Below are 24,179 nucleotides of genomic sequence, written 5' to 3'. Positions count from 1 at the left end.
ATAATACCCTAGTCTAGAGCTCAAGTATTTGCTAACGTGCAAAAGTCTAACCAAAAACCATATTATGAGGACTTCGCATGTCGATTTGGGATCAAGTAACACTGCACACTCGCTATGGTGAATTACCCTCGGTTTTTTATTCTCAAGTGAACCCAGCGCCTTTAGACAATGTGCGTTGGGTTGCTTGGAATGCTTCACTGGCTGGCGATTTGTCTTTACCAACACAACCTAATGATGAGCTACTGCACAGCCTGTCTGGCCAAGTTATTCCCGCGCAATTTAAGCCATTAGCGATGAAATACGCGGGCCATCAATTTGGTATTTATAACCCTGATCTAGGTGATGGCCGTGGGTTACTGTTGGCCGAAATCGAGAGTAAAACGGGTGAAGTGTATGATCTGCATTTGAAAGGTGCAGGGCTTACGCCTTATTCGCGTATGGGGGATGGACGCGCCGTACTGCGCTCCACTATTCGCGAATACTTGTGTAGTGAGGCGATGGCGGGTCTTGGGATTGCAACCACAAGAGCATTAGCGATGATGAGCAGTGACACGCCCGTTTATCGAGAAAAACAAGAGCGAGGTGCGCTGCTGGTACGTGTAGCGCAGAGCCATATTCGCTTTGGTCATTTTGAACATTTTTTCTATACCAACCAATTAGCAGAGCAAAAGCAACTGGCTGATAAAGTGATTGAGTGGCATTACCCTGATTGCCTTACACAAGAAAAACCTTATGCGGCCATGTTTAGTCACATTGTTGAGCGTACTGCTAAGATGATTGCCGATTGGCAAGCGGTTGGATTTGCCCATGGTGTGATGAATACCGACAACATGTCTATCCTCGGTCAAACCTTTGACTACGGTCCTTTTGCGTTTCTCGACGATTATGAACCGACTTATATTGGCAATCATTCCGATTATCAAGGCCGCTACGCGTTTGATCAGCAGCCGCGCGTGGCGTTGTGGAACCTATCCGCTTTAGCACATGCATTGTCACCGTTAGTTGAAAGAAGCGATCTGGAAGCGGCTCTCGCTCAGTTTGAAGCGCAGCTCGGCCGTTATTTTAGCCAGCAAATGCGTCGTAAATTGGGGTTGTTGACCTCTCTGCCCGGTGATTCTGTGTTGTTTGAGCAAATGTTTGAGTTATTAACCAAAAATCACACCGATTACACTCGCTTTTTCCGGCAACTATCCAACTTGGATCGAGAAGGGGAGCAACCAGTATTGGATCTCTTCATTGACCGCGCTGCCGCTCAGTCTTGGCTTGAACAGTACCTAGCTCGTTGTGAGCGAGAAATCGACAGTTCGGGGAACGCGATTTCGATTGAGCAGCGCTGCGCAGAGATGAGAAAAGTGAATCCAAAATATATTTTGCGTAATTATTTGGCTCAACAAGCGATTGATAAAGCAGAACAGGGTGATTACCAACAAGTGCACCAATTAGCACAATTGTTAGCCAACCCTTATGCCGAGCAGCCGGAAAAGAGTCATTTTGCCCAGCTTCCTCCTGAATGGGGGAAAAAAATGGAAATCAGTTGTTCCTCATAAGTAACGCATTTTGTGATCTCTATCTAGACAGAATTCAAACTTTACATAAATATCAATAATCAAAAAAATGACCTATAGCTACACTAGGCCGATCAGTTGAAAATATGGATAGTGGACATGCAGGCAAGAACGCGCATTCTAGTCGTGGATGATGACGAAGAGATTCGGCAATTATTAGATGAGTACTTGACGAAGTCTGGTTTTGATATCGTCACCACCGCGGATGGCATCGAGCTATTAGCCTATTTGGAACGTAACAGTTATCCCGATCTTATTTTGTTGGATGTGATGATGCCCGGAGACGATGGTTTTACTTTATGCCAAAAAATCCGTCGTCATTCGAACGTTCCTATCATTATGTTGACCGCGGTTTCTGATGAAACTGACCAAATCATTGGTTTAGAAATTGGCGCGGATGATTATGTGGCGAAACCTTTTAACCCGCGTCAGTTAATGGCGCGCATCAAGGCTTTGCTGCGCCGGGTACAAGTCAATGATGAAAAAACAACCGATGCGTTGCCCAAACAAATTACGTTTGGTGATTGGCAACTCGATACCTTGTCACACCGAATTACACATCTAGAGCGTGCCGATGAGCATGACTTGTCGGGCAGTGATTTTGCACTACTGATGCTGTTTTTAACCCGGCCTAAGGAAGTGCTTGATCGCGATACCATCTCATTTGCTACTCGTGGACGTGAAGCGCTCCCTTTTGAGCGAGGTATCGACGTGCAACTTAGCCGTTTACGTCAGCGATTGGGTGATAGTGCAAAATACCCTCACTATATTAAAACCATGCGTGGCAACGGTTATATTCTGGCCGTTCCGGTCAGTTACGGCCATTAAAAATGACGCTAAGACGTCTCTTTTCACGCTTAAAACCCAACTCTCTTGTCTCACGAACACTGCTGCTGACTTTGTTGGCGGTGGTGATAGCGCAGGGCATTGCAACGGCGATTTGGTACAGCCAATCTAAACAAAAAGAGTTGGAAGGGATAAGTTCCGTTTCTTCTAGCATGGCAGGTATGTTTGCTTCCACCGTGACCTTTTTTCAATCACTACCCGTCAAATATCGGCATATCGTGCTGGATCAAATTCGCAATATGGGGGGAACCCGTTTTTTTGTCTCATTCAATAAAGAGCCATTGACTGTGGAGCCGATTATCGATACGCCGCTCAAGCGAGCTTCAGTCGATGCAGTGAGGGAAGTGTTGCAACAAAAGCTCAATAACGTTGAGAGTATTCAAGTTGAATTTACCAAACCAGAACATTTGCGGTTACTAAAAAACGATATTTTTCTCAGCGACTTACCCAAGTCCTGGGCCTACCATACACTCACACTTGAACCGTTAAACCCGCCAGTGCTGGTGGTGCAAATTGAACTCTCAAGCCATGAATGGGTTTACGTGGCGGCGCTACTTCCCGCTCCATACGTGAAATTGGATGACACTCTACTAAGAAAAGAGCAGATCTTATTTCTCTTTTTTTCCACCACCATTTTGTTAGCGTTGACCTACTTGCTTATGCGCCGCCAAGTTCGGCCACTGAGAAATTTAGCCAAAGCGGCGAATGAGATGAGTATGGATATTGCCCAGCGTCCCTTGCGTGAAGAGGGGGCGACAGAATTGATCACAGCGACCCGCGCATTCAATCGTATGCAGCAACGAATTCGACGTTACGTGGCCGATAGAGAGCATCTGTTTTCGGCCATCTCTCATGATTTAAAAACACCCATCACCCGCTTACGCCTAAGGGCTGAATTGCTCGAAAGCGATGTTAAGCGCGAAAAATTTAACCGCGATCTCGATGAGCTAGAGATGATGGTTAAAGGGGCATTGCAGTGCGTGCGAGATACCGATTTACACGAAAATAACAGCAGTATTGATCTCAATGAGATGATTCAGACGATTGCTGAAGGGTACAACTTAACTCGCCAAGTGGTCCATTTTACGCCTACACAGCTTGAACCGATAATCGCTAAGCCTTTAGCTATTCAACGAGTATTGACAAACTTGATTGGCAATGGCGTGAAGTATGGTCAGCAAGTGTGGGTGAAGTTGGAAGAAAATCCAGAGTGGGTGATTATCACCATCCAAGACCAAGGCCCGGGGATCCCGATAGATAAATTAGAAGCGGTCTTTGAGCCCTATTTTCGCCTTGCCGATGATGACCAAGGCCACGGTCTTGGCCTTGGAATATGCCGAAGTATTTTACATGGACACGGCGGAGATCTCATTTTACGCAATCCAGCTCATGGTGGTCTGGAAGCACAAGTCTTTATCCCACCTACGTTAGCGGTGTAGTGTAACGCTTTCGTTACGTTAAAATTACGGTTTGTTTCAACGAAAAAATTTTCTTTGATTAGACTAGTAGGTAAACGATCAGCACTTTAATGGTTAATAAAAGTTTGCGAATCAGGTTTGCCGAATCAAAACCAAGGAAGATGATGATGAAATTTCATAACACTCTGCTTGCTTTATCTTTCCTCTCTGTCTCTTTCATCCCTTCGACTCACGCTGGTGAAGTGGAAGTACTCCATTGGTGGACTTCCGGTGGCGAAGCCAAGTCGATAGCTGTGCTCACCGAAATGTTGGAGCAGCAAGGCCATAGTTGGAAAGATTTCGCTGTCGCAGGTGGTGGTGGTGAAAGTGCCATGACGGTATTGAAAACGCGCGCGGTGTCGGGTAACCCACCGTCGGCGGCTCAAATTAAAGGACACGATATTCAAGAATGGGCGGGGCTTGGTTTTCTCACGAATCTTAATGATGTAGCCAAACAGGGTGGTTGGGATGAAGTCGTACCACCGATGATCACCAATGTCATGAAGTGGAATGGCCAGTATGTGGCCGTGCCAGTTAACGTGCATCGCGTCAACTGGTTGTGGGTTAACCCTGCGGTACTGGCTAAAGTGGGTGCTAAAGTGCCAACTACGTTAGACGAGTTTTTTGTTGCGGGCGATAAGATCAAAGCCGCGGGTTATGTGCCACTGGCGCACGGTGGCCAACCTTGGCAAGACGCGACGGTTTTTGAAACGGTGGCGTTGAGCGTTCTTGGCTCACAAGATTACGTGAAAGCGTTTGTTGAGCTTGATATGGCTGTGCTCGCGGGCGACAAAATGGTTGACGTGTTTAGCCAGTTTAAAAAAGTTCATGACTACATTGATGTTAACTCTCCAGGCCGTGATTGGAACGTTGCGACTTCAATGGTGATAAATGGTGAAGCGGCGATGCAGATCATGGGCGACTGGGCAAAAGGTGAGTTTACCGCAGCGGGCAAAGTTGCGGGTAAAGATTACCTGTGCGTGGCCGCGCCAGGTACGGCCGATCAATTTATCCATAATGTCGATAGTTTTGTCTTTTTTGAGCTAACTGATGCAGACAATAAGCAGGCGCAAAAAGCGCTAGCCGCCACGATCCTAGATCCTAAATTCCAAGAGGTATTTAACCTCAACAAAGGCTCGATCCCGGTACGCACAGATATGAATATGTCAAAATTTGACCAGTGCGCGTTGGACTCAATGGCGGCCTTTAAAGCGACGGCTAAGTCCAACAACCTTGTGCCCAGTATTGCCCATGGTATGTCGACAACCAGCTATGCCCAAGGCGCGATTTTTGATGTCGTAACGAACTTTTTCAATGATCCGAAAGCGGATCCAAAACAAGCAGCACAAAAACTAGCGAAAGCGGTGAAAGCTGCGATGTAGCCCTAACCCCCAGAGTGGGTAGGTTTTTTAGCCTGCCTGCTCACCCTCTTCTTGTAGCACACCACTTTCTGTGTGCTACTAACATAATCTGTCGGTTCTAACCAATTAGCGCGCTCTCCGATAAAGAGCTCGGGGGGAGTGCCCAAACTAGGCTTGCTGTTTGGGCGGAGGGTGCGCTTCCTTCCTGTTTCACATTTTTTCGTCATTCTCATCGCCACCCTCTGATGGATTTAGCTGGGTGTCATTTCCCACCCAAAATTCATATTCCTTGGGTCATTTTCTACCCATTTTTGCTTTCTATCATAAGATTCTATGGGTTGTTGTTAACCGAATAGCTGGTGACACCTTATGGTTACTAGCTTGTTAATGAAATGTGTCATGTTGGCTTGTTAATTGCCTTATAGAAAACAACCAGCACCCATTGATGGGGCTGATATGTTCAATCAAGGAGAATAATAATGTTAAAGCCACTGACTTTGCTGACCGCTTCCATTCTTGCTGTAACCAGTTTTAATGCGGCCGCAAATTGCGACCCCGGCGAAATCGTCATTAAGTTTAGCCACGTCACGAATACAGATAAGCACCCTAAAGGTATTGCGGCTTCGCTGCTTGAAGAGCGTGTTAATAAGGAGATGAATGGTAAGGCTTGCCTACAAGTTTTCCCTAATTCAACCTTATACGATGACGATAAAGTATTGGAAGCCATGCTAAACGGCGATGTGCAGCTAGCGGCGCCTTCATTATCAAAATTTGAAAAATTCACCAAAAAATTCCGTATTTTTGACCTGCCATTCCTATTTGAGGATGTGGACGCAGTTGACCGTTTCCAAAACTCGGCTGACGGTGAAAAACTGAAAAATTCAATGACACGTCGTGGTGTGAAAGGGTTGGAGTTTTGGCATAACGGTATGAAACAGATGTCAGCCAATAAACCTCTACTCGTTCCGGCGGATGCAAAAGGATTAAAGTTCCGCGTGCAAGCATCTGATGTACTGGTGGCTCAGTTTGAGCAGCTTGGTGCAAACCCGCAAAAAATGTCTTTTGCAGAAGTGTATGGCGGTTTGCAAACCAAAGTTATTGATGGTCAAGAAAATACATGGTCCAACATTTACGGTAAGAAATTCTTTGAAGTGCAAGATGGCATTACCGAAACCGATCACGGCATTTTGGACTACCTAGTGGTGACATCAAGCAAGTGGTGGGACAGCCTACCAGCCGACGTGCGTGACCAGTTCGCGACCATTTTAAAAGAAGTCACTGAAGCGCGTAATGCGGAATCAAATAAAGTCGAGCTCCAAAATAGACAATACGTGTTGGAAGCCGGAGGCGTGATCCGCACTCTCACACCTGAACAGCGCCAGCAATGGGTTACAACGCTGAAGCCTGTGTGGCAGAAATTTGAAAAAGACATCGGTTCAGATTTGATTGAGGCAGCGCTGGCTTCAAACAAATAATCAGCCTCCAGCCCCACCTTGCGTGGTGGGGTTGGACTCAACGCGTTTATTGCTCGTCTCATTGATAACTAACCTGAAGCCGTGCGGTGACCTTGAGTCAATTCCGATAATTACTATGAGAGCGATGTATCACATGGAACACTCTTTTTTCTCTAAAGTCGGCCGATTTACCGATGCGATTGAAGAAATGCTGATTGCATTCTTCTTGGGCTCGATGACCTTATTAACGTTCGTTAACGTTGTTTATCGCTATGTTTTTAACGGCAACATTTTATGGGCATTGGAATTAACCGTGTTCATGTTTGCATGGATGGTACTGGTTGGTGCGTCCTATGGGGTAAAGAAACACTTTCACATCGGAGTTGATGTGGTTATTAACATGGTGCCTGCAACCATGCGAAAAGTATCTGCACTGGTCGCGGTGGCTTGTTGTTTAACCTTTTCTATTTTACTGCTCATCGGTTCGTGGAATTACTGGTATCCGTTTGCGACTGAGCGTGCTTGGTATGAAACCGACGATATTCCTATGCCGGAAATGCTGCAATTTCTCTCCGATTGGCTCAATGAAGGGGAGCGCTATGAAAAAATGCCGCGCTTTATTCCATACATGGCATTGCCTATCGGAATGGGATTACTCACTTTTCGCTTTTTACAAATCGCCTATCAAATTCTCAGCGGTAAGTTAGACAGAATGATTTCTGGCCATGAAGCCGAGGAAGATCTTGAAGCGCTGAAAGCGGAAATGGCACAAGTGAGCGAGACCATGTTAGAGCCGAACCGCGAAGCGACCCCGCCTATTGATTCTCGCAAGGAGCGTTAATTCATGGATATTTTACTGCTGTTTGTTATGGTCATCGGCTTTATGCTAGTCGGTGTACCCATTGCTATCTCGCTCGGATTATCCAGCGTTCTGTTCCTACTTTGGCACTCCGATACTTCTTTAGCGTCAGTGGCTCAAACCTTGTTTAACGCTTTTGAAGGCCATTACACTTTGCTTGCGATTCCATTTTTTATTTTGGCTTCCAGCTTTATGTCAACCGGAGGTGTGGCAAAACGCATTATCCGTTTCGCTATCGCTATGGTGGGTTGGTTTCGGGGAGGGCTGGCGATTGCTTCGGTAGTGGCCTGTATGATGTTTGCAGCGCTGTCAGGTTCTTCACCGGCGACAGTGGTGGCGATCGGCAGTATTGTTATTGCTGGAATGGTCAAAAATGGCTACAGCAAAGAGTTTGCCGCTGGGGTTATTTGTAATGCTGGCACATTGGGCATCTTGATCCCACCTTCGATTGTGATGGTCGTGTACGCCGCTGCTACTGATGTATCGGTAGGGCGCATGTTTTTAGGCGGTGTGATCCCAGGTTTATTAGCGGGTTTGATGCTGATTGTTGCTATCTACATTTTTGCACGAATTAAAAACCTACCGAAACAACCTTTTGTGGGTTGGAAAGAAGCGATCTTCGCCGCCAAAGATGCCAGCTGGGGTTTGTTGCTGGTGGTGATCATTCTCGGCGGGATTTACGGTGGTATCTTTACGCCAACCGAAGCGGCTGCGGTGGCAGCGGTATACGCTTTCTTGATTGCCAATTTTGTTTACAAAGATATGGGGCCGTTCGCCGACAAAGAAAATACCAAACCAGCCTTGGTCAAAATCGTGCAAGCCTTTTTCCATAAAGATACGCAAGCGACTTTGTTTGATGCAGGCAAATTGACCATCATGCTGCTGTTTATTATCGCCAATGCATTGATATTGAAACATGTTCTGACCGAAGAGCGCATTCCGCAAATTATTGCCGAATCGATGCTTTCCGCCGGTCTCGGGCCTATAACATTCTTGATTGTAGTCAACATATTACTGCTACTTGGTGGTCAGTTTATGGAGCCATCAGGGCTGCTGATCATTGTTGCTCCATTGGTCTTCCCCATCGCCATCGCACTCGGTATTGACCCCATTCACCTTGGGATCATGATGGTGGTGAACATGGAAATAGGGATGATCACACCGCCCGTCGGGTTAAACTTGTTTGTCACCGCAGGGGTTGCCAAAATGTCGATGATGAATGTGGTGAAAGCGGCGCTACCGTGGGTGGCGATTATGTTCCTATTTTTGATGATTGTGACCTACGTGCCTTGGATTTCCACTTGGTTACCAACCACCTTAATGGGGCCGGAAATCATCACTAAGTAATCAAAATGCTGACCTGAAATTTCTATGGCTGCGGCATGTTATTAGAGCTCTATATTTTATAGAGCTCTTTGTCTAATCCGTAACGCTGCATTTTGTCGTACAACGTTTTACGCGGTACGTTGAGCCTTTCCATTGTTTCATTGATACGCCCACCACACTCAATCAATGCTTGTTCGATCACGGATTTTTCAAATTCGGCCACTTGTTCGACTAAATGGGTGGGTAATTTTTGTGATGGCTCGCTGTCGTCTAACTGAGCCAGTTTCCCCAATAGCACATAGCGCTCTGCGGCGTTGCGTAGTTCGCGCACGTTTCCCGGCCAGTCATGGCTGATTAAGCGCTGCATTTCAGGTTGAGAGAGTGCGGTTGCCGCTTTACCGTAACGAGCCGCGGCCACTAACAAAAAATGATGGAAAAGCGCAGGAATATCCTCTTTACGTTGGCGAAGTGGTGGAATATCTAATGTGACAATGTTTAAGCGATAGTAGAGATCTTGACGAAAGGTGCCTGCTTGAGCTGCTTGCTTTAAATCGACTTTTGTTGCGGCGATGACTCGAATATCCAGAGGGATCAAGGTATTGGATCCAACTCGTTCAATGACTCTTTCTTGCAATACGCGTAATAAACGAATTTGCGCCTGCATCGGCATTGATTCAATCTCATCCAGAAATAAGGTGCCGCCTTGTGCATGTTCAAATTTGCCAATGCGTTTGGTTTCAGCGCCAGTAAAGGCGCCTTTTTCATGGCCGTAAAGTTCACTTTCTATCAAATTTTCAGGCACTGCGCCGCAGTTCAGTGCGACGAAATTGAGCTCGCGGCGAGAACTCTGCTCATGTAACGAGCGAGCAATCAGCTCTTTTCCTGTACCAGTTTCGCCAAACAGTAGAATATCAGCCTGAGTGTCGGCGACATGAGTGATGGTGTCCCTTAACGCTTGGATGTTGCCAGTATTACCGATAATGCGTGGTCCAAGAGTTTGGCTCGCTTTTAAGCTGCGTTTTAGCTGCTGATTTTCTAACGTTAAGTGGCGTTTTTCTATCGCGCGGTGGATGGTTTCTATCAAGCGTTCAGTAGCAAAAGGTTTTTCGATAAAATCGTATGCGCCATCGTGCATCGCTTGTACGGCCATCGAAATATCGCCATGTCCTGTGATCAAAATAACAGGGACCTCAGCATCTTGATGATGAATCGAGTTGAGTAAGCTCTGGCCACTGAGGCCAGGTAAGCAAATATCACTCACCACCACAAGAGGCAGCCCGTCGGCTTTGGCCGCCAGTAAGGCTTCTTCCGCACTGGAAAATAACCGCGCTGTGAGGTCGGCGAGCTCGAAACTTTGCGCAATGGCGATACGGATATCCGCCTCATCATCGATAAAAAATACATCACACATTGGTTGTCCTTAACTGCTTTTTATCTTTAAACCATACTTTGTCTGTAAATCACACGCTTGGCGTAACGATCGGTAGAGAGACTGAAAATCGCGCCCCACACTGCGGTGAACTGGTCATCGTTAACTCACCGTCCATGCTTTGTATTATCTGCTGTGAAATCGACAAGCCTAAGCCTAAGCCATTTTTTTTCGTGGTGAAAAACGGTTCGAAAAGATGGGCTATTTTTTCTTGTGTAATTCCCGGGCCGTTATCATCAATATGGATCAACACTTGAGAGGCCTTGCACTCAGTGCTCAAACGAACGCATTTTTGATGTTGTTCCTCAAGGGCCTGCATCGCGTTGGTTAGCAAGTTAATCAAGACTTGTTCTAGTTGGATTGGATTGACACGCACCCAAAGATCCATCGCGGGTAATTCCATTTCAAACTGAATCAAATTTGATTTAAATTGCGGTTGCACCAACTCTTTTGTCGACAAAATAATCGGTAATAATTGCGCGTTCGCTTTCTCATCGGTGTTACTTTTTCGCGCAAACGATTTGAGCTGTTCACTGATTTTAGCCATGCGTTCAGTGAGCGCTGAAATGCGAGTCAAGTTGTCATCGGTCCGTTCCGGCTTACCATTGGCTAAAAAACGCCGCCCATTGTCGGCAAAACTGCGGATAGCGGCCAGTGGGTTATTCAGCTCGTGACTAATACTGGCGGACATTTGCCCAAGCACAGCCAGTTTCGCAGCTTGGATCAATTCATCTTGAGTTTGGCGTAACATGCTCTCTGTTTTACTTCGCTCCGCAATTTCCGCGTGCAGTGCAGAGGTTCGCTCCATCACCAGAAACTCTAATTTTTGTTTTGCTTCAGACTGTAACTGTTCGATTTGGCGCTGTTTGAGTTGGCGGTGATGAACCAGTAATAGCCCTAAGTAGACGATGGCAAACAGCATGCTGTTGATCAGAGTAAATCCAAAGCTATCCCAGAAAATGTTTATTTTGGGCGATAAAACCCGAATGTTTAGCCCGATACTGGGCAGCGGTTTGGTTGAAACGATGAAATCGCCTTTAATCCAAGTTTGATAAGGATTTTCCCATTCGGCAACGGATGCGCTGAAATCGCCGATCAATCCGAGTGAGCGAATGGAGGTATCAAGATATTGGCGGCTATTTTGAACCGCAATTCGATCGCTTTCGCTCAGCATGGCAACACTTTTAAACAGCCACTCCGGTTGGCTGGACATGAAAATAATGTTGTTGCTGTCGGTGGCGACAAAATAGCTTTGTTTGCTCTGCCAGTTTTCCTCAATCGCGGAAAGATCCATTTTCACTACCACTACGCCAATGACATCCGCGGCATAAACGATAGGGTAGGAGTAGTAATATCCTCGTTGCCCCGATGTTGATCCTAACGCAAAATATTGGCTCTCTTGCCCAGTTATGGCCGTTTTAAAGTAAGGCCGCCAAGCGAAGTTTCGGCCAATAAATGAATGAGTGAGGTGCCAGTTACTTGCTGCGATCGTGTTGCCATATTGGTCGATGAGGTAGGTGTCAGCGGCTTGAATCACTTCATTGACCTGTTCTAAATAGCGATTAGTTATTTCAATTTGGGCGCTATTGCTGGGGCTGTGTAAAGCGTCAATGAGTTCTTTATCTTTGGCTAGCAATCTTGGGATATGTGCATATTTATCAAGTTTTGTGGTGATGTGGCTAGAGAATCGCTCTAGCTGAGCTTGATGTTCAATCAATAAACTTTGGTAGTTGTGTCGCCAAACAAAATGCGCCCCAGCCGCTGTAGACAAAAGGAATAACGTTATAAAAATAAGGTTTACTCGGCGAATATGTAGCATCCTTTCTCCATGTTCAGCGGCGCGACAAGGGCAGTTCTTTTGCGAGAGATATCCATTTTTGCAAGTGATAATGCTCCCAGCATTGACTCATAATTCTACTGGTTTTCCTTTGGGTGATGTTTAAAAAGAGCGCAATTGTGGGGTGCAAAACAGGAGCAAGATCTCTTTTTACGCTTTTGGGGTAAAAAAAGCCTCGATTCCCTTGAAAAAGCCTTTATTGTCCCCATTTCAAAACTGTGATTTTTCACGTTGGTGGAATTTTTAGCACTTAGAAAGCAATTTAGGGTACGGAATCATCTCTCTGCGGTGATTGGCTCGACAGCACTGATTCTGGTCGGTAGAATGACGCGTCTAAATTTTCTGTCCTGAGACTAATCAGAGATACCTTTTGTGATGCATTAGAGTCTCTAAAGATATCGCTTATTAGTCCAATATTGGGTCTTTTGGCCAATGTTGATGCTGGTTTTAATATAAGTGTTCGGATAGAGCACAACACAAGGATGCAGCCAAGCACAAGGCATCGCCTAAGTTGCGGCTCATATTGCTCAGAAATACTGGGCCAGTTTTGAGGTTTATAAATAATGCAAGTTACTGTTGAAACGCTAGAAGGCCTAGAGCGCCGTCTGAATATTACTGTTCCTGCTGCTAACATCGAAGATGCAGTTACAAAAGAGCTACGCAATATCGCTAAGAATCGTCGTTTCGATGGTTTCCGCAAAGGCAAAGTGCCTTTGAAAATGGTTGCGCAAATGTACGGTAAAGCGGTACGTCAAGACGTCATGGGCGAAGTGATGCAACGCCACTTCATTGAAGCTATCGTAAAAGAGAAAATCAACCCAGCAGGCGCACCAACATTCGCACCAGTTTCTATCGAAGAAGGCCAAGACCTTGTTTTCAATGCAACTTTTGAAGTATATCCAGAAGTTGAGTTAAAAGGTCTAGAAAACATCACTGTTGAAAAACCAGCGGTTGAAGTGAAGGAAGAAGACGTTGCTGAGATGCTAGAAACGTTACGCAAGCAACAAGCAACGTGGAAAGAAGTAGACGCAGCTGCGGAAGCGGGTTCGCGCGCGACGATCGATTTCGTTGGTTCTATTGATGGCGTTGAGTTTGAAGGCGGTAAAGCTGAAAACTTCCCTCTAGAAATGGGTGCAGGTCGCATGATCCCTGGTTTTGAAGACGGTATCGTTGGCAAAACCAAAGGTATGGAATTTGAAATCGACGTTAACTTCCCTGAAGATTACCACGCGGAAAATCTAAAAGGTAAAGCGGCGAAATTCGCAATTAAAATCAACAAAGTTGAAGTGCGTGAATTACCAGAGTTAAACGACGAGTTCGTTGCCAAATTCGGTGTCGCTGAAGGTGGCGTTGAAGCGCTGAAAGCTGAAGTTCGCAAGAATATGGAACGTGAACTTAAGCAAGCAGTAAAAAACCGCATTAAAGAGCAAGCGATTGAAGGTCTAGTAAAAGAGAACGATATCAATGTTCCTTCTGCACTGATCGATCAAGAGATCGACGTACTGCGTCAACAAGCTGCACAACGCTTTGGCGGTAACCCAGAAGCGGCCGCTCAACTACCACGTGAATTGTTCGAAGAACAAGCAAAACGTCGCGTAGTGGTTGGCCTACTTCTTGGTGAAGTGATCAAGTCTGAAGAGCTAAAAGCTGACGAAGATAAAGTGAAAGCATTGATCGAAGAGATGGCAACAGCGTACGAAGATCCAGCTGAAGTAATGGCATACTATTCTCAAAATCAGCAAATGATGAACAACATGCGTAACCTTGCTCTAGAAGAGCAAGCAATCGACGCGATCATTGCTAAAGCACAGGTTTCTGAAAAGGCTGTTAGCTTCAATGAGCTAATGAACCAGCAACCTGCTTAATAAGCAATATGTAGCGTAGGTGGTTGACTACAGGTTAACTATTCTGCTAACAATGGTCCGTGTGATACCCATCATTCGGGCCATTTATTTTAGGGACATAACAATATGAGCTACCAAGAAAAAAACGCAATGTCGCCAATTTTTGACGCGCTAGTACCCATGGTGGTTGAGCAGACTTCCCGCGGTGAGCGCTCATACGATATTTATTCTCGCCTACTCAAAGAACGAGTGATTTTCTTAACGGGTCAAGTTGAAGATCACATGGCTAACCTTGTTGTAGCGCAGCTGTTGTTTTTAGAATCGGAAAACCCTGATAAAGATATTTTCCTCTACATCAACTCGCCAGGAGGTAGTGTGACTGCAGGTATGTCAATTTATGACACCATGCAGTTCATCAAGCCGAATGTTAGCACTGTTTGTATGGGCCAAGCTTGTTCAATGGGAGCATTCCTATTGGCTGGTGGCGCTCCGGGGAAACGTTATGTGTTGCCTAACTCACGCGTGATGATTCATCAGCCGTTAGGTGGTTTCCAAGGCCAAGCTTCGGATATCCAGATCCATGCTCAAGAGATCCTTACCATCAAGCAAAAACTCAACAAATTGCTTGCTGAGCATACAGGCCAACCGCTTGAAGTTATCGAGCGTGATACCGACCGTGATAACTTTATGTCTGCTGACCAAGCTGTGGAATACGGTTTAGTCGATGCAGTCTTGCGTCACCGCGGCGAATAACAGTTCTCAGAATTGTTTAACGCATTTTGGCGTAATTTGAGTTACACTCAGACGATTAAAAGTAAAGGCTAAGAGGTTAGCGAATGACAGACAAAAGCAAAGAGAGCGGTAGTAGTAAACTGTTGTATTGCTCTTTCTGTGGCAAAAGCCAGCACGAAGTTCGCAAGCTGATCGCCGGTCCTTCTGTTTACATCTGTGATGAATGCGTTGATTTATGTAACGACATCATTCGTGAAGAGATTAAGGATGTTCTGCCAAAAAAGGAATCTGAGGCGTTACCTACGCCGCATAAGATCCGTGAACATCTTGATGACTATGTGATTGGCCAGGAACATGCAAAAAAAGTGCTCGCAGTGGCCGTATATAATCACTACAAGCGTTTACGAAACGGTGATAAAACGAGCGATGGGGTTGAGTTAGGTAAGAGTAATATTCTTCTTATTGGCCCAACAGGTAGTGGTAAAACACTGCTTGCAGAAACATTAGCTCGTTTCCTAGACGTACCTTTCACAATGGCAGACGCCACCACATTAACTGAAGCAGGTTATGTCGGCGAAGATGTTGAAAACATCATCCAAAAGCTGCTGCAAAAATGTGATTATGACGTTGCAAAAGCGGAACGTGGTATCGTCTACATCGATGAAATTGATAAGATTTCTCGTAAAGCAGAAAATCCTTCAATTACCCGAGATGTCTCAGGTGAAGGGGTTCAGCAAGCGCTGTTGAAATTGGTGGAAGGCACTATCGCTTCGGTTCCGCCGCAAGGTGGCCGTAAGCATCCACAACAAGAGTTTTTACAGGTAGACACATCCAAAATCCTCTTTATCTGTGGTGGTGCATTTGCGGGCCTAGATAAAGTGATTGAACAACGTGTTGCGACAGGTTCAGGTATTGGCTTTGGTGCGGAAGTTCGCTCTAAAGATGAAACCAAAACTATCGGTGAGTTGTTCAATCAAGTAGAGCCTGAAGATTTGGTAAAATATGGGTTGATCCCTGAATTTATCGGTCGTCTTCCCGTAACGGCTACCTTGACAGAGCTGGATGAAGAAGCACTGATTCAAATCTTGTGTGAGCCGAAAAACGCGCTGACGAAACAGTACGCAGCCTTGTTTGAGTTAGAGAACGTTGACCTAGAGTTTCGTGAAGACGCATTGCGCGCCATTGCAAAAAAAGCAATGAACCGCAAAACGGGCGCACGTGGTTTACGCTCAATATTGGAAGGTGTACTACTCGAAACCATGTATGAACTGCCATCGGTAAACGATGTCAGCAAAGTGGTTATCGATGAATCAGTCATTAATGGTGAATCACAACCGCTACTAATTTACAGCGGAAATGAGAGCCAAGCGGCTGGCGCAGAGTAAATCTCAATCAGAAATATTTAAAGGAGGTAGCAAATACCTCCTTTTTTTTATTCTGTTATTGAATCCAGTGAGTTAGCCCCCATATACTCGGTAATCAGTTGAAGCGGAAGAGAGAATAATATGAACTTGGAACGTTCCGAGCGTATCGAGATCCCCGTACTACCTCTACGTGACGTGGTGGTTTATCCTCACATGGTCATTCCTTTGTTTGTTGGCAGAGAAAAATCCATCCAATGCCTTGAAGCGGCGATGGATAACAACAAGCAAGTGTTACTTGTGGCACAAAAGCAAGCGGAAACCGACGAACCGAAAATTGAAGATCTTTTTGAAGTCGGGACAGTTGCAACGATTTTACAACTTCTGAAATTACCTGACGGTACCGTGAAAGTGTTGGTTGAAGGCCAACAGCGAGCGAAAATTGATCGCTTCATCGAGCGTGAATTTTTCTCCGCAGAAGCGCAGTATCTTGTCACTCCTGAGTTGGATGATAAAGAGCAGGAAGTCGTCGTTCGTAGCGCAATCAACCAATTTGATGGTTTTATCAAACTCAATAAGAAAATCCCGCCTGAAGTATTAACGTCGTTAAATGGGATTGATGAAGCAGCGCGTTTGGCTGATACCATCGCCGCTCACATGCCATTGAAATTGATTGAAAAACAAAAAGTTCTCGAAATTGTTGATGTCAGTGAACGTTTGGAATTTTTAATGGGACAAATGGAAGCGGAGATCGATCTATTACAGGTTGAAAAACGCATTCGTGGTCGCGTTAAAAAGCAGATGGAAAAATCTCAGCGTGAGTATTACCTCAACGAGCAGATGAAAGCGATTCAGAAAGAATTAGGTGAGATGGATGACGCACCTGATGAATTTGAAATGCTGAAGAAGAAAATTGACGATTCTAAAATGCCGCAGGAAGCGCGCCAAAAAACGGAACAAGAGCTGCAGAAATTAAAGATGATGTCTCCAATGTCTGCAGAAGCAACCGTTGTGCGTAGCTATATTGATTGGATGGTCAATGTTCCTTGGGCAAAACGTTCAAAAGTTAAGAAAGATTTGGCAAAAGCTGAAGAGATTTTAAATGCCGATCATTACGGTTTAGATCGTGTCAAAGAGCGTATTTTAGAATATCTCGCGGTACAAAGTCGTATCAACAAGCTGAAAGGGCCAATTTTGTGTCTTGTTGGTCCCCCGGGCGTTGGTAAAACGTCTCTTGGCCGCTCGATAGCGGCGGCAACAGGTCGACAATATACCCGTATGGCGTTAGGTGGAGTGCGTGATGAAGCAGAAATTCGTGGTCACCGCCGTACTTACATCGGTTCTCTTCCGGGTAAGTTGATTCAAAAAATGGCGAAAGTTGGTGTGAAAAACCCACTGTTCCTGCTTGATGAAATCGACAAAATGTCTTCAGATATGCGTGGTGACCCATCTTCCGCATTGTTGGAGGTGCTTGACCCTGAACAAAATAGCACCTTTAACGATCACTATTTAGAAGTGGACTATGACTTGTCTGATGTCATGTTTGTTGCGACATCAAACTCAATGAACATCCCAGGTCCGCTGCTTGACCGTATGGAAGTTATCCGCCTTTCCGGATATACAGAAGACGAAAAGCTGAATATTGCTAAACGCCATCTAGTGACTAAGCAAGTTGAGCGGAATGGTTTGAAGCCTCATGAAATTGTTATCGAAGATTCAGCCATTATTGGTATTATCCGTTATTACACACGTGAGGCGGGCGTACGAAGCTTAGAGCGAGAGATTTCAAAAATTTGCCGTAAAGCGGTGAAGAAAATCTTGTTGAATAAAGACGTAAAAACCGTGGTAGCCAACCAAGAGAATTTAAAAGAGTTTCTAGGTGTGCAACGTTGTGATTTTGGCAAAGCCGACGACAGTAACCAAATTGGCCAAGTTACGGGTTTAGCATGGACAGAAGTAGGCGGTGATTTGCTGACTATTGAAACCGAATCAATGCCTGGCAAAGGCAAGTTGACGCAAACTGGTTCTCTGGGCGAGGTGATGCAAGAATCCATTCAAGCTGCGATGACTGTGGTTCGCGCACGCGCCGAGAAATTAGGGATTAACGCTGATTTCTATGAAAAGCGTGACATTCACGTTCACGTGCCAGAAGGCGCAACACCAAAAGATGGCCCAAGCGCGGGTATTGCTATGTGTACGGCGCTTGTCTCTAGCTTGACGGGTAATCCTGTGAAAGCGGAAGTCGCGATGACGGGTGAGATAACGTTGCGTGGTGAAGTATTACCTATCGGCGGTTTGAAAGAAAAACTGCTCGCAGCACATCGTGGTGGTATCACCACCGTATTGATCCCAAAAGAGAATGAGCGTGATTTGGAAGAGATCCCTGCAAATGTGATTGCTGATCTAAAAGTCATTCCCGTTCAATGGATTGATGAAGTTTTGAAGATCGCACTTGAACGAGACCCTTCTGGGGTTGAATTTGAAGCTAAAAAATAGTGATGTGCAGCAAAAATAAGTAAAAGATCACGCTGATAGGCTTAAAAAGGCTTGTCAGCGTTTTTTTTGGGCGCTAACGTAAGCCCCTATAGCTTGCAGCCCAGATGTAATAAGGCTTCAAGCTAGTTTGGGAACTTAATGGAACGAAAAGTCACCGTTAAAAAATAATAATGGGTGACGCAAAGGGGAATCACAGTGAATAAAACACAATTAGTAGAAAAAATCGCAGAAAACGCTGACATCTCTAAAGCATCGGCAGGCCGTGCTCTTGATGCATTCATCGAAGCCGTTAGTGGCACTCTTCAATCTGGCGATCAAGTAGCGCTTGTTGGCTTTGGTACATTTAGCGTTCGCACTCGTGCAGCGCGCACGGGTCGTAACCCTAAAACGGGTGAAGAGATCCAAATCGCAGAAGCAAAAGTACCTGCTTTCAAAGCAGGCAAAGCGCTTAAAGACGCTTGTAACTAATCAAAATCGTTATTTTTTTGCGGCTTAAGCGCAAAATTAATTCGAACCTTTTGAAATTATGCGCATCCTACTGATGCGCATTTCTTTTTCTGATATTATCGCGCTATTCAATTTTTAGGCTGAAGTGTGAAGCTTCTTATCCGGAGAGCAGTTAGATTATGATGGATCGATTACGCGAAGGCGTGAACAGCATCGCGGTGAAAATTATTCTAGGAATGATTATCTTATCATTCGTATTCGCAGGTGTCGGTAGCTACTTGGTCAGCGGTGGCAGTAATGCTGCGGCTAAAGTTGGCAATAGTGAGATTGGCCGTGGTGAATTTGAACAAGCGTACCAGAACGAGCGCAATCGCATGCAATCCCAATTAGGGGATTATTTTGCTAACTTGCTCGCTGATCCTCAGTATGTCGAGTCATTTCGTAAGTCAGTGCTTGATCGTATGGTTAACGATTTATTGTTGGAGCAGCATGCACAATCACTAGGTTTACGAGTGAGCGATGATCAGGTTCGTAAAATGATTTTAGACATGCCTCAATTCCAGACTGGCGGTAAGTTTGACCAAGAAATCTATCAAGCGGCTCTTCGCCGTGCAGGTTTCTCTGCTGAAAGCTTTGCAGAATATCTACGTCGTGATCTTATCCGTAACCAGTTACTTAGTGCTATCCAAGGTAGTGAATTTACGTTGCAGGGTGAAGTTAATCAGCAAAGTGAACTGCTCTCTCAAACCCGTGATATCCGTGCGCTCACATTGTCACTCAGCGACTTTGCTAAAAATGTTGAGTTGAGTGATGAAGAAATTACTCAATATTATCAACAAAATGCAGAGCGCTATACCCGTCCAGAGCAGGTTAAAGTGGCTTATATCGAGCTTTCTGCCCAACAATTGAAAGACCAAATTGTAGTGTCTGATGAACAGGCCGAGCAGTACTACCAAGAGCATTTAGACAAATACTCCACTCAAGCACAACGTAAAGTAAGCCATATTTTGGTTCAAGGTGATGATAAAACTAAAGCACAGGCAATTCTCGATGAACTGAATGCTGGCGCTGATTTCGCGACTTTAGCGAAAGAAAAATCAGAAGACGTAGGAAGCGCAGAAGAGGGTGGTTCGCTAGGTTGGATTGAACATGATGTGATGGACCCAGCTTTTGAACAAGCAGCCTTTGCTATCGAACAGATAGGGGATATCACAGGGTTGGTCAAATCTGAATTTGGCTATCACATTATCCGTCTTGATGATGTTAAAGCCCCTATCGCACAGCCCTACGCACAGGTTGCCTCTGAAATCAAAGCTGAAATGGTAGACCAAAAGGCCGCTGATCAGTTTTATGAGTTGCAGACTAAGCTAGAAAAAGTGGCATTTGAATCACCTGACTCTCTGGATGAAGCAGCAAACGCTATCTCAGCTAAGGTTCAGAAAACCGATTTTATTTCTCAGCAAGATGCGCCTGAAATTCTTAAAAATCCAGCTGTTCTTCAAGCTATTCTAAGCCCAGAGGTAAAAGAAGATAGGCTCAATTCTGAGGTATTAGAAGTTGCCCCAGAACACGTTATCGTTGTTCGTGTTGATGATGCTCGGGAACAAATGGTTCTTCCTTTGGCTGAAGTGAAAGAGCAAGTGGTTGCTCAGCTTTCTAAAGTCAAAGGCGAACAACAAGCGATTGAGTTAGCCACAAAATTGATTGATACCCTAAAGCAAGGTGACCAATCCCTATTGGAACAGCGTGGGTTAAAATTTGCTGAGTTGGAAATGATTGATCGTAGCTCTCCATTGGCGAGTACGGTGTTTTCTCTCCCTAAACCCGCTACAGATAGTGTGGTTTACGGTCAAGCGAAAGCAATGAACGGTGATATTGTTCTTGTTGAACTACATAAGGTTGAGGCTAAAGTCACACCTCAGTACAACGATCAAATTACGGCTCAGTTAGAGCGCATCGGTAGCCAACGTGATTTGGCTGCGATACTTACAACTTTGCGTAAAAATACAGACATTGAATATTATGTTGTGAGCCAATAAAGGCTAGTAATGTAATTGATATGAAACTCAAAATGGGCTGCTTATGCAGCCCATTTCAATTTCTACCTTTTTGATTCCCTCTCATTTCCAAGCTCAATTAATATTGGTACCCATTAATAAACAAGGAAATGTTCATATGAAATTGAAAACAAAACTCGGGTTGTTACTTCTAAGTATCGTATTGCCTCTTTCACCGACATTAGCAGAAGAAAAGGTGGTAGAAACGCACCAAGGCATTGAAATTACGGTTAATATAAATCAGGCTTCCGCTGAGGAAATTGCTACTTTGTTGAAAGGTATTGGACTTAAAAAAGCACAAGCGATTGTTGAATATCGTCAACAAAATGGCGATTTTAAAACCAAAGAAGATCTGAGCTTGGTGAAAGGCATTGGTGCCGCTACTGTCAGGCAAAACGCTGAGCGTATCATTTTATAAAAGTCTCTATCAAAAGCGTCGCCCCCTAAAAGCGACGCTTGTATCACTGTGAAATTTCAGTCATATCACCATTCCTTCCTAGCGCCTGTAACGGATAAGCACTATAATTTGTCGCCGACAAAAGCGAGCAAGCAAGCCGCATAAAAACTAAGTGGAGTAAATCATGTCCTCTCACACTCCGGTAATTACCGTAGATGGACCAAGTGGTGCAGGTAAAGGCACTCTTTGTATGTTGTTGGCTAAGAAATTAGGCTTTCATTTGCTCGATTCTGGAGCTATTTACCGCGTTCTTGCATTGGCGGCGATTCACCACGGTGTGGATACGGAGTCGGAAGAAGCGCTTGTTCCTCTGGCGACACATTTAGATGTCCAATTTATCGCAGAAGGCGACTTGGTTAGAGTGATTCTTGAAGGTGAGGACGTATCGAAAGAATTGCGCAAAGAAGAGACAGGAATGGCGGCATCAAAAGTAGCGGCATTGCCTAGAGTTCGTGAGGCATTATTACGTCGCCAACGAGCCTTTGCGAAAGGGCAGGGACTGGTTGCTGATGGACGTGATATGGGCACAGTTGTGTTTCCTCAAGCAGAAGTGAAAATATTCCTCGATGCCAGCGCGCAAGAGCGAGCCCAACGTCGCTTTAAGCAGTTGCAACTCAAAGGGCTAGATGTTAAATTTGACGCCCTTTTAAGCGAGATCCAAGAGCGTGACGACCGAGATCGTAACCGCCCAGTGGCCCCATTACGCCCTGCAGAGGATGCGCTATTGCTTGACTCAACCTCAATGTCTATCGACGAAGTTGTAGAAGAAGCATTACAATATGTAGAATCTAAGCTGGCAGAGTAGTTCTGCTAGGTAAGAGCGTCGGTCGCAAGGATGATGACTGGCGAATTTAATAACCCCATGCGGTAGGATACCCATGGAAGTTTAATTATTGAAGATTAAATAAATGACTGAATCTTTTGCTCAACTCTTTGAAGAGTTTTTAAACGAAACACAATTTCAACAAGGTACAATCGTTAAAGGTACTGTAGTCGCTATCGAGAATGGTTTCGTTCTTGTTGACGCTGGTCTTAAGTCTGAGTCTGCTATCCCTGCTGAACAGTTCAAGAACGCTGCTGGCGAACTTGAAGTTGAAGTTGGTTCTGAAGTAGACGTTGCTCTAGACGCTGTTGAAGATGGTTTCGGTGAAACTCAACTTTCTCGTGAGAAAGCTAAGCGTCATGAAGCTTGGATCGTTCTTGAGAAAGCTTACGAAGAAGCTGAAACTGTTATTGGTATTATCAATGGTAAAGTTAAAGGTGGCTTCACTGTTGAACTAAACGGTATCCGTGCTTTCCTTCCAGGCTCTCTTGTTGACGTGCGTCCTATCCGTGACACTACTCACCTAGAAAACAAAGAGCTAGAGTTCAAAGTTATCAAACTAGACCAGAAACGTAACAACGTTGTTGTTTCTCGTCGTGCTGTTATCGAATCAGAAAGCAGCGTTGAACGTGACGAACTTCTTGAAACTCTACAAGAAGGCACTGAAGTTAAAGGTATCGTTAAGAACCTTACTGACTACGGCGCATTCGTTGACCTTGGTGGTGTTGATGGTCTTCTACATATCACAGATATGGCTTGGAAACGCGTTAAACACCCATCAGAAATCGTTAACGTTGGTGACGAAATCCTAGTTAAAGTTCTTAAGTTTGATCGTGATCGTACTCGCGTATCACTAGGTCTTAAGCAACTTGGCGAAGATCCATGGGTAGCTATCGCTAAGCGTTACCCAGAAGGTCATAAACTATCTGGCCGTGTAACAAATCTAACTGACTACGGCTGCTTCGTTGAAATCGAAGAAGGCGTTGAAGGTCTAGTACACGTTTCTGAAATGGATTGGACTAACAAGAACATCCACCCATCTAAAGTTGTTAATGTTGGCGACGAAGTTGAGGTTATGGTTCTTGATATCGACGAAGAGCGTCGTCGTATCTCTCTAGGTCTTAAACAGTGTAAAGCTAACCCATGGCAGTCATTCGCTGAAGCGCAAGCTAAAGGCGACAAAGTTACTGGTAAGATCAAGTCTATCACTGACTTCGGTATCTTCATCGGTCTAGACGGCGGCATCGACGGTCTAGTTCACCTATCTGACATCTCTTGGAACGTTCCTGGAGAAGAAGCGGTACGTGATTACAAGAAAGGCGATGAAATCTCTGCAGTTGTTCTAGCAGTAGATGCAGAGCGTGAGCGTATTTCTCTTGGCGTTAAGCAAATGGAAAACGACCCGTTCAACGCATATGTTGCTGATAACAAAAAAGGTACTCTAGTTAACGGTACTGTTACTGCAGTTGACGCGAAAGGTGCTACAATTGAACTTGTAGACGGCGTTGAAGGTTACATCCGTGCTTCTGAAGCATCTCGTGACCGTATTGAAGATGCGTCTCTAGTCCTAAGCGTTGGTGACAGCGTTGAAGCGAAATTTACTGGTGTAGACCGTAAAAACCGCGTAATCAACCTATCTATCAAAGCTAAAGATGAAGCTGATGAGCAAGAAGCAATGGCTACACTGAACAAAGCTGATGAAGGTGCGTTTGGTAATGCTATGGCTGATGCATTCAAGGCTGCTAAAGGCGAATAATCTAACTCGCTAAAAGGGGCCGTAAGGCTCCTTTTTTTTCAGTTAGTGCCTACTTTGATAAGTAATGAGGGA

18 protein-coding genes are annotated in these 24,179 nt (G+C 45.0%); 16 read left to right on the top strand and 2 right to left on the bottom strand.

Going from position 1 to position 24,179, the window contains the following annotated elements; all coding sequences use genetic code 11:
- Positions 1-77 precede the first annotated feature (77 nt).
- From DD616_RS12965 to DD616_RS12935, 7 genes are all read left to right on the top strand, one after another.
- Positions 78-1,547 carry a protein adenylyltransferase SelO gene (locus DD616_RS12965; RefSeq protein ID WP_170907098.1) on the top strand — a complete coding sequence of 490 codons (1,470 nt, stop codon included), beginning with the start codon at positions 78-80 and terminating at the stop codon, positions 1,545-1,547.
- A gap of 117 nt (positions 1,548-1,664) precedes the next feature.
- Positions 1,665-2,393, top strand: coding sequence for a response regulator (locus DD616_RS12960; protein ID WP_026028047.1), 729 nt, complete (start codon positions 1,665-1,667; stop codon positions 2,391-2,393).
- A gap of 2 nt (positions 2,394-2,395) precedes the next feature.
- Positions 2,396-3,850 carry an ATP-binding protein gene (locus tag DD616_RS12955; protein WP_170888657.1) on the top strand — a complete coding sequence of 485 codons (1,455 nt, stop codon included), beginning with the start codon at positions 2,396-2,398 and terminating at the stop codon, positions 3,848-3,850.
- 146 nt (positions 3,851-3,996) lie between these two features.
- Entirely contained in the window at positions 3,997-5,250 is a 1,254-nt protein-coding gene (locus tag DD616_RS12950; RefSeq protein ID WP_026027514.1) for an ABC transporter substrate-binding protein, read from the top strand.
- A gap of 458 nt (positions 5,251-5,708) precedes the next feature.
- Positions 5,709-6,704 (top strand): TRAP transporter substrate-binding protein, encoded by a 996-nt coding sequence (locus DD616_RS12945; protein WP_017044592.1) that lies wholly within the window; start codon positions 5,709-5,711, stop codon positions 6,702-6,704.
- A 133-nt stretch (positions 6,705-6,837) separates the two neighbouring features.
- Positions 6,838-7,524, top strand: coding sequence for a TRAP transporter small permease (locus DD616_RS12940; protein ID WP_026028632.1), 687 nt, complete (start codon positions 6,838-6,840; stop codon positions 7,522-7,524).
- 3 nt (positions 7,525-7,527) lie between these two features.
- On the top strand, positions 7,528-8,889 hold the full coding sequence (locus DD616_RS12935) for a TRAP transporter large permease (protein WP_013857190.1): 1,362 nt from the start codon (positions 7,528-7,530) through the stop codon (positions 8,887-8,889).
- Between the two features lie 49 nt (positions 8,890-8,938).
- On the opposite strand, the gene DD616_RS12930 is transcribed toward DD616_RS12935, so the two are convergent.
- Positions 8,939-10,279, bottom strand: coding sequence for a sigma-54-dependent transcriptional regulator (locus tag DD616_RS12930; RefSeq protein ID WP_208871767.1), 1,341 nt, complete (start codon positions 10,277-10,279; stop codon positions 8,939-8,941).
- A gap of 49 nt (positions 10,280-10,328) precedes the next feature.
- Entirely contained in the window at positions 10,329-12,116 is a 1,788-nt protein-coding gene (locus DD616_RS12925; RefSeq protein ID WP_208871766.1) for a sensor histidine kinase, read from the bottom strand.
- A gap of 581 nt (positions 12,117-12,697) precedes the next feature.
- Between DD616_RS12925 and tig the strand changes: the two genes are divergently transcribed.
- The 9 genes from tig to rpsA all read left to right on the top strand — a co-directional run bounded on the left by tig (position 12,698) and on the right by rpsA (position 24,107).
- Positions 12,698-13,999: a trigger factor gene (gene tig, locus DD616_RS12920; protein WP_013857186.1), complete on the top strand. Its 1,302-nt coding sequence runs from the start codon at positions 12,698-12,700 to the stop codon at positions 13,997-13,999.
- Positions 14,000-14,104: 105 nt separating this feature from the next.
- Complete coding sequence (gene clpP / locus DD616_RS12915) at positions 14,105-14,731, top strand: ATP-dependent Clp endopeptidase proteolytic subunit ClpP (RefSeq protein ID WP_010317461.1); 627 nt, start codon at positions 14,105-14,107, stop codon at positions 14,729-14,731.
- Positions 14,732-14,814: 83 nt separating this feature from the next.
- Positions 14,815-16,095 carry an ATP-dependent protease ATP-binding subunit ClpX gene (gene clpX, locus DD616_RS12910; protein WP_013857185.1) on the top strand — a complete coding sequence of 427 codons (1,281 nt, stop codon included), beginning with the start codon at positions 14,815-14,817 and terminating at the stop codon, positions 16,093-16,095.
- Between the two features lie 120 nt (positions 16,096-16,215).
- The gene (gene lon / locus DD616_RS12905; protein ID WP_088728763.1) at positions 16,216-18,567 is read left to right on the top strand and encodes an endopeptidase La; all 2,352 of its coding nucleotides are present in this window, start codon (positions 16,216-16,218) and stop codon (positions 18,565-18,567) included.
- Positions 18,568-18,762: 195 nt separating this feature from the next.
- Positions 18,763-19,035: a non-specific DNA-binding protein Hbs gene (gene hbs, locus DD616_RS12900; RefSeq protein WP_026027116.1), complete on the top strand. Its 273-nt coding sequence runs from the start codon at positions 18,763-18,765 to the stop codon at positions 19,033-19,035.
- A 158-nt stretch (positions 19,036-19,193) separates the two neighbouring features.
- Positions 19,194-21,053, top strand: coding sequence for a peptidylprolyl isomerase (gene ppiD, locus DD616_RS12895; protein WP_208871765.1), 1,860 nt, complete (start codon positions 19,194-19,196; stop codon positions 21,051-21,053).
- 136 nt (positions 21,054-21,189) lie between these two features.
- Entirely contained in the window at positions 21,190-21,489 is a 300-nt protein-coding gene (locus DD616_RS12890; protein ID WP_017044597.1) for a ComEA family DNA-binding protein, read from the top strand.
- A gap of 163 nt (positions 21,490-21,652) precedes the next feature.
- The gene (gene cmk / locus DD616_RS12885; protein WP_013857180.1) at positions 21,653-22,333 is read left to right on the top strand and encodes a (d)CMP kinase; all 681 of its coding nucleotides are present in this window, start codon (positions 21,653-21,655) and stop codon (positions 22,331-22,333) included.
- A 103-nt stretch (positions 22,334-22,436) separates the two neighbouring features.
- A complete protein-coding gene (gene rpsA / locus DD616_RS12880; RefSeq protein ID WP_013857179.1) occupies positions 22,437-24,107 on the top strand; it encodes a 30S ribosomal protein S1 in 1,671 nt (556 codons plus the stop codon).
- Positions 24,108-24,179 lie beyond the last annotated feature (72 nt).

The sequence above is a fragment of the Vibrio anguillarum genome (assembly GCF_003390515.1).
Classification (GTDB): Bacteria; Pseudomonadota; Gammaproteobacteria; order Enterobacterales; family Vibrionaceae; genus Vibrio; species Vibrio anguillarum.
Note: the sequence above shows the minus strand (reverse complement) of the source record. Positions and strands in the feature narration are given on the sequence as shown.